Origin of the sequence: Marinobacter sp. X15-166B (assembly GCF_001752365.1) — a bacterium.
GTDB lineage: Bacteria > Pseudomonadota > Gammaproteobacteria > Pseudomonadales > Oleiphilaceae > Marinobacter.
Genome location: NZ_MEIY01000001.1, coordinates 2,138,764 through 2,153,101 on the forward strand (window position 1 = coordinate 2,138,764; position 14,338 = coordinate 2,153,101).

The following is a 14,338-nucleotide window of genomic DNA, read 5'->3' on the forward strand; positions in this document are numbered from 1 at the left end:
GGCTTATGAATATTGACTTCCCCTTCCATTTCGACCGCCGTGGCCGCACGGCGACCACCGACGATAACGATCATATCCGCGACATGATCGAACAGTTTCTGTTCACCAATGCGGGCGAGCGGGTTAACCGCCCCGATTTTGGCAGCGGTTTGTTGCAACTGATGTTTGCGCCCAACAGTCCCGAGCTGGCTTCGACGCTGCAATTTACGGTTCAGGCCGGCCTGCAGCAGTGGCTGGGTGATCTGGTTGAAGTGCAAGCCTTGGAGGTGACCAGCGCAGACGCGGTACTGCGGCTGGAACTCCGGTATCTGGTGCGGCGCACCCGGGAAGTGCGCACCGCGACCTTTACTCAGGGGGCAGGGCAATGAAACGCATCCTGTGTCAAAACGAGCAACGTCGGGAAGGCGTTCGTCAGCACCAGCAGTTAAATGGACTGGACTACCTCGAAGTGGAGGCGGATCAACGCCGCCTGACGGTTTATTTTCTGGGCAAGGCACCCGTTGAGCTTGAGCCGGCCCAGGTGCTCATAGAGGGCGGACGCCGCATTCGCGATATTGGTGTTGAGCAAGTAAAAGTGCACCATTTTGACAGTGCTGAACTCGATGACTTTATGCAGGTGACCGTTGATCAGACGGGCGATTTCTCGACCTACACCTTGCGAATAGCAGAGCGCGATGCGCAGGGGCAATGGCAGCCGCATTCCGCCTTTGACCCACGGTATGACCGCGTTGAATTCAGTTTCAAAACCGATTGCCCCAGTGATCTCGACTGCAAGCAACCGCTTGTTTGCCCGCCGGAGCCCGTGGTGGAGCCGGAAATCAATTATCTGGCCAAGGACTACGGCAGTTTTCGCCAGCTGATGCTGGACCGCCTGGCACTGGTGATGCCGGACTGGCAAGAACGCCATGTCCCCGACATCGGCATCGCCCTGGTCGAGGTGCTGGCCTATGTGGGCGATCACCTCAGTTATTATCAGGACGCGGTGGCCACGGAAGCCTATCTGGCGACGGCCCGCCAACGCATTTCGGTACGCCGGCACGCCCGCCTGGTGGACTACCATCTGCATGAGGGCTGCAATGCCAGAGCTTGGCTGTGTGTCGCCACCGACAGCAAATTGACTCTCGACCCACAACAGATTTACTTCATCACCGGCATCAACGAGGGGGCCGCCGCTGCAGACCGCGTATTGCCTGAGTCCGATCTGGCTCAGATGGACGCCGGCAGCTACGAAGTCTTCGAGCCCATGGGACAGCAACCCATCCAACTTTATCCGGACAACAGCCGGATAACCTTCTATAGCTGGGGCGATAGGGAATGTTGCCTGCCCAAAGGCAGCACCCGTGCCACCCTGAAAGGCGAACTGGTTTCGCAAGCACCGCCGCAACCGCCTGACTGTGAGTGGGACAACAACCCGGACAAGACGTCAGACACGGATGTTGAAGCGGCTGAAAGCACGACACCTCAGCTCCATCTGCAAACGGGCGATGTGCTGCTGTTTGAAGAAGTGATCGGCCCGGAAACGGGGCATCCGGGCGATGCCAATCCCAGCCATCGTCATGCGGTACGATTAACCTCCGTTGAGGCCGGTGTTGACCCCCTTAATGACAATACGCCGGTGGTTCACATTGAATGGGCCGGGGACGATGCCTTGCCATTTCCGCTGTGTCTTTCGGTGCTTGGCCCTCCGCCGGAGTGCACCGTCATTGATGAGGTCAGCATCGCCTGCGGCAATGTTATTCTGGTGGACCACGGCCATAGCCGTGAGCAAGACCTGGGTACGGTGCCGGTAAAGGACGCGCTCGAATGCTGCACATCTGAAGGTGTGCTGGCGGACCAGACGCTCATTCCCGGACTCTTTCGCCCCCGGCTGGACGCAGCACCGTTGACCTTCAGCCAGCCGTTGGCGCCAGATACACCGGCTTCGAAAATCTTGCAGCAGGAGGTGCGCCAGGCGTTACCCCAGGTTGCGCTCACCTCTGTCCGCGCTGAGGCCGAGCCTTCCTTCTGGACAGCGCAATCTGACCTGCTGGGCAGCGGCCCCGATGACCAGCACTTTGTCACCGAGCTGGATGACCACGGCCGTGCGCACCTGCGATTTGGCGATGACACCTGCGGCGAGCAGCCCGATGCGGGTCTGAGCTTTCACAGTCACTATCGCGTGGGCAATGGCCTGGCGGGCAATGTGGGTGCGGGCACCATCCGTCATCTGGTGTTGCGCAATGGCCAGCTGAGTGGTGTCACCCTGACCCTGCGCAACCCGATGCCCGCACAGGGCGGCACCGCCCCCGAGCCCATCTCCGAGGTGAAGCTGTTTGCGCCGAGGGCGTTTCGAACAGACCTGCAGCGGGCCATTACCGCCGACGACTATGTCGCTCTCGTAGAGCGTGAATTCAGCGCTCAGGTGCAACGCGCCGCAGCAAAACTGCGCTGGAACGGCAGCTGGTACGAAGTGCTGGTGGCGGTCGATCCGTATGGCCAGGAACAAGCCGATGCTGAATTGCTTGCAGCGATAAGCAAACGTTTACATCGTTACCGCCGTATGGGCCATGACCTGGTGGTCAAGTCCGCCCGCCGGGTGCCGCTGGATATTGAGATGCTGATATGCGTGTTGCCGAACTATCTGCGCGGTCACGTCAAAGCCACCTTGCTGGACCTGCTCAGTAATCGCACCCTGGTCGATGGTCGCCCGGGCTTTTTTCATCCCGATAATCTCAGCTTTGGCGAGGGCGTTTACTTAAGCAAACTGGTGGCGGTGGCCCAAGGGGTTGAGGGGGTGGAGAGTGTCCAGATCCGCAGGCTGCAACGGCTGCATGAGCCAGCCAATCATGAGATTGAGCAGGGCGTCTTGGCCCTCGAAGCTGTTGAGATCGCCCGTCTGGATAACGATCCCGGCTTTCCGGAAAACGGGCTGCTCACGCTGGATATGCGAGGTGGAAGATGAAAACAAGATGCCGTGATTGTTGTCATCCCGAACGCACCGACCCGGAGGCCTGTGGGTGCTGCGAAGGCATTGAAATTGTCACACCGCTGTCCACCTACAATCGTCCGGGATTGACCGCGCTGGCGTATCGTATTGGCCGTCACGCCAGTTTTATGGAAACCATGACGGCACGGTTATCCGGCACGGATTCCCCGGCCTTGGCCGGGCTGACCAGCCGCGATGCGAGGGATGCATCGCTGGCGCTGCTGGACGCGTGGGCCACCGTTGCCGATGTGCTCACCTTTTACCAGGAGCGCATCGCCAATGAGGGCTACTTGCGCACCGCCACCGAAAGGCGGTCGGTACTGGAACTGGCCAATCTGGTGGGTTACACCTTGCGCCCGGGTGTATCCGCGAGTGCCTTTCTGGCTTACACGATCGATGAAAATACCGCAGCAGAAGTCACCATTCCACGGGGCAGCAAGGCGCAGAGTATTCCCGGGCCGGATGAATTGCCGCAACTGTTCGAGACCAGCGAAGCTATAAGCGCACGGGCGGCCTGGAATAATCTGCAGCCCCGGCTGAGCCAGCCGCAGACCCGTACAAGCATTCTCAATGCACCGCAAAGCGATGGCGACCCCCAGGCCGAAGAGGGCGATACGGTAACGACCGTCCAGGGGCCAAGGCTCTATTTAAAAGGCATCACCACCAATCTTAAACCCAACGACCCGTTGCTGATCGATTTTGGTGACGGCAAGGGTGCCCCCGAATTCAGCCGGGTCATTGCGGTGTACCCGGATGCAGAGGCCGATCGCACTCTGGTGACTTTAACGCTGGGCGGCGTTGCCGGCGAACGGCTGGAGTCGTCGGCACTCACGGCAACACTGGATGATGCCCGGTTAATCAAGGACCTGACACAGCGTCCTTCAACCCAACGGCGCAACGGCTTACAACTGCAACGTGATCTCGGTGAACAATTTGGCAAAGGCGCCAATGCGGGGTATGGGGTGGCTGCGGCGATCACACCCGCGCTGAGGTCGACCCTGGCCGCTGCGTTCGGTAATGCCACCGCGACCGCACGCAGCAACCTGAAGGTGTATGCGTTACGTATCAAAACGCCCCTGTTTGGCCACCATCTGGCACTGCCGCACTGCCCTGACAATCTGGATACTCCGGACCTCTCCTGTTGTTTACCCGCAGGGCTGGACGCAGGTGGTGTGTCATCGTCCATTTTGGGTACGCTCGGCGCGGCGTTTATGAACCCCAGTGCGCTGGCAATCGAACTGGATGACAACGCTGACCCAGCCACATTGCTGGCGTTGGACACTGAATATAAAGAACTCAAACAAGACACCTGGGCAGCTGTTGACCTGGGGACCGAGGTTCGTGTTGTCAGGATTGCCCGCGTGGCGTCGGCAACGCTAGGCGGAATGTTACCGGGAAATTTGAGCTTTTTTTCTACCTGCCCTGCGGTCACGGTGACGTCCAATCAGGGCGTATCCGTCGGTGAGGCTGCAAGAATCAAAACCACCATCATGCAATTGGATGCGCCCTGGCGGGATGCCGACGCGGCCAACACCCTCTTGCGCACCGCCACATTCCACGGCCACAGTGAACAGCTGGAGCTTGCCGAAGAACCCATCGACGCACCGGTATGCGGTGGCACGGACGATCTGATCGAACTGGATGGCTTTTACGAAGGGCTGGACTCCGGCCGTTGGGTCATTGTGTCCGGTGAGCGCGAACTGGCCGGTACGAGCGGGGTTCGTTTTAGCGAACTGGCGATGTTGGGCTCGGTGACTCAGGGGGTCACCCATATCGACACCGACACAGGCAGCGATGAGCCTCGATCCGGTGAAACAATCCATACCTTCATCAAATTGGCGGAACCCCTCGCTTATTGCTTCAGGCGCGCTACCGTTGTCCTGCACGGTAATGTGGCCAAAGCGACTCACGGCGAAACCCGCCAGGAAACGCTTGGTAGCGGCGATGGCAGCAAGGCGCTGCAATCGTTTGAGCTCAAGCAAAAACCACTGACGTTTGTGTCGGCCGCCAATCCCTCCGGTGTGGACAGCACCCTGGAAGTATTCGTTAACGGACTCCGCTGGCACCAGGTGGACACCCTGGCGGATCGCCAGCCTGCCGATCGCACCTTCATCGCCCGGACCGATGATGACGACAAAGTCACCCTGGTGTTCGGCAATGGCGAAAAAGGTGCACGCTTGCCCAGCGGGGTCGAAAACGTCGAGGCGCACTACCGCTCGGGCATTGGCAGGCCGGGTAATGTACAAGCGGAACAGATTTCCCTGTTGCAATCCAAACCCCTGGGAGTGAAAGCGGTGACCAACCCGCTGCGGGCCAGCGGGGGCGCCAACCGGGAAGGGCGCGACCAGGCGCGCCGCAATGCACCGCTGGCGATACAGGCACTGGACCGGCTGGTCTCGGTGCGCGACTACCAGGATTTTTCCCGCACTTTCGCCGGCGTCGGCAAGGCGAGGGCCGTCGAACTCAGCGACGGCCGCCGCCAGCTGGTGCACGTGACCATTGCCGGTGCCGACGACCTTCCCATTGATGAGCACTCGGATCTGTTCCAGAACCTGCGCCGGGCCCTGCAGGACTTTGGCGACCCGCACCAGGCGATTGAGCTGGCGGTCCGCGAATTGTTGCTGCTGATTGTCAGTGCCCGAATTCGTCTGCTGCCAGACTATCAATGGGAGCCCGTGGTCAGCGCAGTGCGTACGGCCTTGCTGGACGCTTTCAGTTTCGAGCGCCGGGCATTGGGCCAGGCGGTGCTGCTCAGTGAAGTGATCAGTGTGATGCAGGCAGTCCCCGGTGTGGCCTATGTGGATGTCGACGTCTTGGGTGGCATTCCCGAGAAGGCGAACCGGCCCCCAGGGGATGCCAGCCAGGGGTTCGAGCGTCGCTTGCTCACCCCGCGCGAGATTGCTGAAACCGTGCAACAGGTGGTCGGCGAGAGCGCGGAACACAACCGCCCCCAACAGGTTGTCAGAGTGAATCTGGCGGCCCGGACGGGGGGCATGATCCGGCCGGCCCAGCTGGCCTTCCTGGCGCCGGATGCCCCGGAAACGTTAATTCTCAACCGTATCGAGTGAGGTCGTCATGACCAACACCAGAGCAGATCGTTTGTATGAGTTGTTACCGGTGGTCTATCGGATGCGCGATGCCGAGCAGGGCGAGCCGCTGAAGGCGCTGCTAAAGGTGATCGCGGAACAGGCCAATCTGGTGGAAGACGATATCGCGCAACTCTATGAAAACTGGTTTATCGAAACCTGTGAAGATTGGGTGGTGCCCTACCTCGGTGACCTGGTGGGCTACGAGCCCGTGCACGAAGCCGGGGAGCCTGCCAGTCTTCAAACCGCACAGGGGCAGCAACGTAACAATGTTCTGATTCCGCGCCGCGAAGTCGCCAATACCCTTCGCTACCGGCGGCGCAAGGGCGCACTCGCCTTGCTGGAGCTGTTAAGCCAGGACAGTGCCGGTTGGCCGGCACGGGCGGTTGAGTTTTATGCGCTGCTGGGCTGGACGCAAGCCCTCAATCACCTGCAGCTCGAGCGCGGGCGCACCGTGGATATCCGTAAGGGCGCCGCGCTGGATGGTCTGGGCAGCCCGTTTGATAGCTTTGCCCACAACGTCGATGTGCGTCGCATCAACTCCCGGCATACCCACGGACGGCACAATATTGCGAGTGTGGCGGTATTTGTGTGGCGACTGAAAGTCTATGGCGTGACCGGGACGCCGGCGTATCGGCACGAATCCAGCGGCCAGCATTGCTTTACCTTCAGTGCGCTGGGCAATGACAGTCCCCTCTATACCCGAGCGCAAGCGGAATCCGACCCAACTCATATAGCCGAAGAGATAAATTTACCGGTGCCCATCAGGCGCCGTTGGTTGCAGGCAGACGTAACCGGTGATGCTTCGGCGGGAAGCCTTCCCCGGCTCTACGGCGCCGGCAACAGCCTGCAGATCTGGACCGGCAAAAAGCGCGGCAACGACATCATCAGGCAACCGGTACCGGGGGAGCAAATAGTCGCCGCAGACCTGACGGATTGGCGCTACGCACCGCGCCGCGGCAAGGTGGCGGTGGATCCCAGGCTGGGGCGCATTGCCTTCCCGGTGCGCCACTTCCCCAAGCACGGCGTGTGGGTCAGTTATCACTACGGGTTCAGCATGGATCTGGGCGGTGGCGAGTACGAACGCCCCCTGATACAGCCCGGAGCAGCCGGGATTTATACGGTGGGTAAAGGGGCAACCTACCCGACTATTAACGCCGCACTGCAAGCCTGGGACGAGCAGCGTCCCGAGCACGCCGTCATCGAAATCACCGACAGCGGCGTTTACGTTGAGCCCATCTGTATCGAATTCAAAACCGGTCACACCAGCCTGCAATTGCGCGCCGCCAACCGTCAGCGGCCGCTGATCCGCTTGCTGGACTGGCAAGTTGACCAGCCCGATGCACTCGCGGTCACCGGTGAGGCGGGCAGTTACTTCACCCTGGACGGCCTGCTGATTTCCGGTCGTGGGGTGCAGGCAGCCGGTGATTTGAGCGAGCTGACGCTGCGCCACACCACCCTGGTTCCCGGCTGGACGCTGGACGAAGACTGCGAGCCAGTGCATGGCACCGAACCCAGTCTGGAAATTTTCAGCCCTGCTGTCTGCGTCAGGATCGAGCACAGCATTTTGGGGTCCATTCAGATCAACCCGCTGATTCCCGAGCCAGAGGAGGACGCGGAGCAAACGCCGGATGAGCTGGACGACCAGGCAGCGACGGACGATGAACGGGCCCTGGCCCGATGCCAGGGGCAGGTGCCGGGGGGCCGTCTTGACCCCATCCGGATCTGCATCAGCGACAGCATTGTGGATGCCAGCGATCCGCAGCGGGAAGCCATCGGTGAGCCCGGTTGCGCCGTCGCCCACGCCTGCCTGAACATTGTGCGCAGCACCGTGTTCGGGCAGCTTCAGGTCCACGCCATGGAACTGGGTGAAAACTGCATATTTGAGGGTCGCGTCACCGTTGCCCGGCGGCAGCAAGGGTGTTTGCGCTTTAGCTATGTAACACCGGGTTCCCGCACCCCACGCCGCTATCGCTGCCAACCGGACCTCGTCGAACAGACCGTACAAGAAAAGGACCCCGGTCTCGATACCGCAACTCTGCAGGCGAAACAGCTCATAGAACGCTTGCGTGTTCGCCCGCAGTTCAACAGCGTGCGCTATGGCACCCCCGCCTACTGCCAGTTATCCGGGTGCTGTGCACAGGAGATCAAAGCCGGCGCCGATGATGAGTCCGAAATGGGGGTGTTTCACAACCTGTATCAACCGCAACGAATGGCTAATTTAACCGTTCGCCTGGACGAATACTTACCCGCTCGAATGGACGTTGGCATCATCGTATCGAGCTAGGAGGATGACATGCACGACGACGACTTCACCAAAGGTGCACGTGGCCAGTTCAGGGGGGATTTTACCCGGGATACCTTCGATCCCTCCCGGCAGTTCAGCCGGGTATTGATGCAGCAGGGGCGGGTGCAAATGGACTCGGACTGGAACGAGCAGGTGTCCATCATCACCCATTATTTACGGACCCTGACCGCCGATCTGGTCGGGCCCCACGGGGCGCCTCGACAAAACGACGGTGCCACCGGGGAGGGCTTCAAAATATCCGCGGATGGAAAGTCGTTTCGCATTCATCAGGGCCATTATTATGTCGGCGGCGTTCTTTGCCAGAATGATCGCCAGGAGGATGCATCCGGTGACGGCCTGCTTTACAGCGAGCAACCGGATAATCCGCTCACCGCCGAAGAGAAAGAAACAGGACTGCCCGATGGTGGCCATCTGGTCTACCTCGATGTCTGGGAACGTCACCTGAGTTACGTCGAAGACGATTACATGCGCGAAAAGGCCCTGGGCGGGCCAGACACCGCCGCCCGGGCACAGGTGGTATGGCAGGTTAAAGTCAGGGCGGAAGTGGAAATAGAAAAACAAACGCCCTACGACGACTTTCTGATGCTATTGGCCGACGACATCAAACCCGGCACGGGACGGCTAAAGGCTCGGGCCAGGACGAGTCCGGAGGACAACAACGACCCGTGTCTGACCGCTCCGGAAGCGAGTTATCGCGGTGCCGAGAATCAACTCTACCGGGTCGAAATACACCACAGCAGTGAAGACGCAAACGGCCCCAGCTTCAAGTGGTCCCGTGAGAACGGCGCGGTTATTTTCCCGATAACCGAATTCAGCGGTGGCGAGGTGATGACCCTCGAACATCTGGGCCGTGACTGCCGCTTTGGGTTGCAACCGAACGACTGGGTGGAACTGGTCGACGACGATTACATTCTGCAAAACCAGGCAGCGCCGTTGTTGCAAATCAAGGAAGTTGACACCGCGAACTCCCAGGTGATCCTGACGGGCGCGCCGCAATCACCGGTGGCCACGGATCCGGGCAAACATCCGTATCTGCGCCGCTGGGACCAGACCGAGGGTGACGCAGACGGCGTACCCGTTAAGGCAGGCGCGGAGGACACCGCTTGGATTGCCCTTGAGGACGGCGTGGAAATACAGTTTCCCGCGGGTGCAGCGGAGAACAACGAGCCCGCATACGTGTATCGGACCGGTGATTACTGGCTGATCCCGGCGCGCACGGCGACCGGGGATGTGGAGTGGCCCGGGCCGGTGGACGACCCAAAAGCCTTGCCACCCCAAGGGGTCGATCATCACTACGCGCCCCTCGCGCGAATCAAGGTCTCCAATGGCGATGTTGACGACGTCGAAGATCTCCGGCGTAAATTTATCAAGATGTGGAAGGTTTAGTCGGTTGAAAGGTCTCGCGAAATGCTCGACCGGGGTAGCGCCTCGGTAGTCAAGGAGACGAGAGAATGGACAGGATGCACGTCATTTTGTTACTGCTGGCAGGGCTGGGCCTGTTGGTGTTTGCGGTCTTTCTTCGAACTCGATATGGGGAAAAATACGAACTCAAAGTTATTGATCTGGTCCTGATTGTTTTGCCCCTGTTGTTAGTGCTGCTGGTGAGCGGCAAGCTGACGGTGTTCGATGCCTTTGGCATCAGGGCCGACCTCTCCGAGCTGTTTGCGGATGCCGCCGAGAAGACCATCGAAAGCCAGATTGCCAGCAAAAGCTCTCCGGGGGTGGAAGACGTTGTCAATATGCTTGAGGTGGCGTCCAAGCGCGGTGTCGGCGACATCCCCCGGCTGATCGAAAACAAAACGGAAGCGCTAGCCTTCCGTTTGGGGCATGGCGGTTATTACGGTCCCGCTATTGAACAATACTTTGACGCGCTATACGCCAGTTCCTACCTCCAATATCTGATCATCAAAAACAGCGACAGTACACTGTTTGGTATCTATAACGTGCTGGATTTGAATGTGTATTTTCGAAGCCAAGGGTCTCGTGCCTATGAGCAATTTGCCAGTTGGCTGAATGAGGCCGACACCCAAGCGCAGCAGTCACTGGTTAATCTGCCCGGCTTTGTTGGCGCGGATCAGGCCGTGGCCTGGTCCAGGAGCAAGTGGGAAGTGCTGGAGCAGATGGACAAGCTCAAGGTGGACAGTCTGCCTTGTATTAACAGCGAAGGCGTCTTCATCGGTACCATAGAGCGCTCCCAGCTGACCGCCAGTATGATTCTTGAGGTGGTCAGGCGGCTGGAGGGTACCGATGCAAGCCCCGCCGGGCCGTAAGGATCCCGTGAGCGGGCGGCTCTGGCAGGGTAATAAAACCTTGTCGTGGTGTGCGCAGGGGGGTTGCACACCCTCACTTAACGGAGCGCCGTTACGCGGAAAACGCCGACGACCGTGGTGACGATCCCGCCGGACACAGTATCCTTTGCAGTTAATCCGCTTGGAGGTGTCATAGGTCCACGCGCGAATGCCTGACCAGTTCACGGGGCTGCGTTTATGGACTATAGGTAGAGCAAGCATCAACGAAACAGGGTAATGACAACAGGAGATCGTCATGGCTCAAAGTGCTGGACAACGGCGAAAGGAACTGGCCCCGGATATTGACGCCAGCTGGAAACAGTTCAGCAAAGCAGTGTTCGCAGAGGGCGCGCTGGATGTCAAAACCAAGCAGTTGATCGCAGTGGCGGTGGCGCACGTTACCCAGTGCCCGTATTGCATTCAGGGTCATGCGCCCTTGGCGAAACGGGCGGGTGCCACGGAGGCTGAGATCATGGAAGCCATCTGGGTGGCGGCGGAAATGCGCGCCGGCGGTGCTGTAGCGCATTCGCACCTGGCATTGGATGCCCTCGACGGCGAGGACAAGTAAACGGTTATCCAGCAGGCATGAGCGACTATCGCTGACAGGGAGGTGCCCTTAACGAGCAGGAGCTGTTGGGCCATGCGGGAGAAACGCGCAGAGTTTGCTTGAAACCGAGGGCAGGAATCAGCGGGCCAGGCGGAATAAAGTCGGGCGTTTCTAACCCAAACACCGGGCTGTTAAGACCATTAGCGAAGCTTGTAAGGTATTGATTCGACCATTACTTGAGGGAAGTAATGGTGCCGAGGAGAGGACTTGAACCTCCACGGGGTTGCCCCCACTAGCACCTGAAGCTAGCGTGTCTACCAATTTCACCACCTCGGCAGGTGATTCGCAGCTGTCCAGTGGATATCCGGAAGCTTTACTTCGTTGATATCTGGACTAATCTGCTAAACCAAGTATGTGTCTGCTTGGTTGATGGCGCGTACTTTACTGGCTCACTCTGGGGCTGTCAAATACTTTTTTAAACTAGTTTCAAAATTCTGCCGCTGTCGGTTAGGCAGGGATGGTTTCGGGCGTTATACTCCGGGTTACATATACATAGGCCACCCACGCTTGATAAGGGTGGTGTCAGGACAAGGTTCCTAATGACTTCCAGAAAAAAAGTATCCCAAGATCCTTACGCCAAGCGTGAGGCCAGTAACTACGACAACCCCATCCAGAGTCGCGAATTCATTATTGAGCACCTGCGCCAACGCGGCTCGCCGGCCACTCATGAAACGTTATGCGGTGAGCTGGGACTGACCGACGAGGCCGGTATCGAGGCATTGCGGCGGCGGTTGATCGCGATGTGCCGCGACGGTCAGCTGATCTGTAACCGTCGCGGGGGGTATCTGCCGCTGGAAGAAGCGGATCTGGTGACCGGACGGGTCATTGGGCACCGGGACGGTTTCGGGTTTCTGGCAGTGGAGGGCGAGGGCAGCGATCTGTTCCTCAGCGCCCGGCAGATGAGGCAGGTGTTTCACGGCGACCGGGTGGCGGCACGGGTCGACAGTGTGGATGATCGTGGCCGTCGCGAGGGCGTGATTGTCGAGGTGCTGGAGCACAATACCCAGCAGATTGTCGGTCGGCTGTTTCGTGAAAGCGGTATTTCCTATGTGGTGCCCGAGAACGCCCGCATCAACCACGAGGTGATGATCCCGGAGGAGTTGTGTGGCGGTGGGCTGCATGGCCAGTATGTGGTGGCCGATGTGGTGCGGCAACCGACCAGACGCTCGAAACCCACCGGGCGCATTGCCGAGGTGTTGGGGGAGCATATGGCGCCGGGCATGGAAATCGATGTGGCGATCCGCTCCTACGATATACCCCATAGCTGGTCCCAGGCGGTGGGCGAGCAAACCGCGGCGATTCCCGATTCGGTCAGCGACGCCGATTTGCAGGACCGGGTGGATTTGCGCAGCATGCCGCTGGTTACTATCGATGGCGAAGATGCCCGGGATTTCGACGATGCGGTCTATTGTGAGCGCAAGCCCCGTGGCGGGTTCCGGCTCGTCGTGGCCATTGCCGACGTGTCCCACTACGTCCGGGCGGGCACACCTCTGGATGAAGAGGCCTACGCCCGTGGCAACTCGGTGTATTTTCCCGACCACGTGGTGCCCATGCTGCCGGAAAAGCTGTCTAACGGTCTGTGCTCGCTGAACCCGGAAGTGGACCGTCTGTGCATGGTCGCGGATATGTCGGTCAGCGCCGCAGGCAAACTGACCGGGTACACCTTCTATCAGGCGGTGATCCACAGCCATGCCCGGCTGACCTACAACAAGGTCAGTGCCATGCTGGAGCACCCGGATACCGAGCCGGGCTACCGGTACAGTGAACAGTACGCCCACGTGTTGCCCCACCTCCATGACCTGTACGACCTGTACAAGGCTTTGCGCGGGGCGCGCATGGAGCGTGGCGCCATCGATTTCGAAACGACGGAGACCCGTATCATTTTCGACGTGGCCCGCAAGATCGAAGAAATTGTGCCGGTGCACCGCAACGACGCCCACAAGATTATCGAGGAATGCATGCTGTGCGCCAACGTGGCGGCCGCCCGGTTCCTCAAGAAATACAAGGTGCCCGCCCTGTACCGGGTGCACGACGGACCGTCGGAAGAGCGGCTGGGGTCGGTACGGTTGTTCCTCGGAGAACTGGGGTTGCAGTTGGGGGGCGGTGACAAGCCCAGTTCGGCGGATTATCAGGCGCTGTTGCAGCAGATCGGGGATCGTCCGGACGCCCAGGTGATCCAGACCGTGATGTTGCGTTCGCTGAGTCAGGCGGTCTACAGCCCGGAGGAGGGGGGCCACTTCGGTCTGGGCTTCCCCAGTTACGCCCACTTTACTTCCCCCATCCGGCGTTATCCGGATCTGATTGTGCATCGGGCGATCAAGTCGATCATTCACGGTGACAGTGGTTCGGTGGTCAATCGCGCGGTCAAGTCCGTCAGGTCCGCCTTTCAGGGCGGCGGCCGCGGGGCCGGCGTGGTGCAGCCGAAACACAAGGACCCGGAGCTGGCCAGGTACCCTTATGACTATGCGCGCATGGAGCAAATGGGCGAGCATGTGTCGATGACCGAGCGTCGCGCCGATGATGCCACCCGTGATGTGATGGCCTGGCTCAAGTGTGAGTACCTCAGCGACCACGTCGGGCAAGAATTCGACGGGGTGATTTCGGCGGTGGTACCGTTTGGTTTCTTTGTCGAGCTGAGCGATATCTACATTGAAGGCCTGGTGCATGTGTCCACCCTGAGCGGGGATTACTTCCAGCACGACGCCGCCAAGCACCGGCTGATTGGTGAGCGGACTGCTATCAGCTTCCGTTTGGGGGATGAGGTGCGGGTGCAGGTGGCGCGTGTGGGGCTGGAAGACCGGAAAATCGACCTGGAGCTGTTGAGTACGCCGCGACGCCGCAAAGCCGACCGCGATGCCCTGAGTGTAAACCGCAAGCGCCGTGGTGAGGATTCCAAAAAAAGTTCCGGTCCGAAAGGAAAGGGCAAGGCCAAAATCAAACGGCCGGTGAAGAGCAAGGCGGCAGGCAAGGCGAAGGCGCCCAAGTCCGCGAAGGAGAAGCTGGTTAAAGACGCCGCCAAAGCCGCCGCCGACAAGGGCGGCAAACGCAAGGCGCCGGCCAAATCACGCAAATCAGGAAAGTAAC

Annotated in this window: 8 protein-coding genes and 1 tRNA gene; 8 read left to right on the forward strand and 1 reads right to left on the reverse strand. The window is 59.7% G+C overall.

What is annotated here, in order from left to right; genetic code table 11:
* Positions 1-5 precede the first annotated feature (5 nt).
* The 7 genes from BG841_RS10045 (at position 6) to BG841_RS10075 (ending at position 11,215) form a co-directional block, all read left to right on the forward strand.
* Entirely contained in the window at positions 6-368 is a 363-nt protein-coding gene (locus BG841_RS10045; protein WP_070057531.1) for a GPW/gp25 family protein, read from the forward strand.
* A complete protein-coding gene (locus tag BG841_RS10050) occupies positions 365-2,941 on the forward strand; it encodes a putative baseplate assembly protein (protein WP_070057532.1) in 2,577 nt (858 codons plus the stop codon). Before BG841_RS10045 ends, BG841_RS10050 begins: the two co-directional genes overlap by 4 nt.
* A complete protein-coding gene (locus BG841_RS10055; protein WP_070057533.1) occupies positions 2,938-6,033 on the forward strand; it encodes a putative baseplate assembly protein in 3,096 nt (1,031 codons plus the stop codon). The genes BG841_RS10050 and BG841_RS10055 overlap by 4 nt, the downstream gene beginning before the upstream one ends.
* A 7-nt stretch (positions 6,034-6,040) precedes the next feature.
* A complete protein-coding gene (locus tag BG841_RS10060; RefSeq protein ID WP_070057534.1) occupies positions 6,041-8,338 on the forward strand; it encodes a hypothetical protein in 2,298 nt (765 codons plus the stop codon).
* Positions 8,339-8,347: 9 nt separating this feature from the next.
* Positions 8,348-9,745, forward strand: coding sequence for a DUF6519 domain-containing protein (locus tag BG841_RS10065; RefSeq protein WP_070057535.1), 1,398 nt, complete (start codon positions 8,348-8,350; stop codon positions 9,743-9,745).
* A gap of 65 nt (positions 9,746-9,810) precedes the next feature.
* A complete protein-coding gene (locus tag BG841_RS10070; protein ID WP_070057536.1) occupies positions 9,811-10,629 on the forward strand; it encodes a hypothetical protein in 819 nt (272 codons plus the stop codon).
* A gap of 274 nt (positions 10,630-10,903) precedes the next feature.
* A complete protein-coding gene (locus BG841_RS10075; RefSeq protein ID WP_070057537.1) occupies positions 10,904-11,215 on the forward strand; it encodes a carboxymuconolactone decarboxylase family protein in 312 nt (103 codons plus the stop codon).
* Between the two features lie 228 nt (positions 11,216-11,443).
* Here BG841_RS10075 and BG841_RS10080 read toward each other — a convergent pair.
* Positions 11,444-11,530 (reverse strand) — tRNA-Leu (locus BG841_RS10080).
* Positions 11,531-11,793: 263 nt separating this feature from the next.
* On the opposite strand from BG841_RS10080, the gene rnr reads away from it, so the two are divergent.
* Positions 11,794-14,337 (forward strand): ribonuclease R, encoded by a 2,544-nt coding sequence (gene rnr, locus BG841_RS10085; RefSeq protein ID WP_070057538.1) that lies wholly within the window; start codon positions 11,794-11,796, stop codon positions 14,335-14,337.
* Position 14,338: the final 1 nt, after the last annotated feature.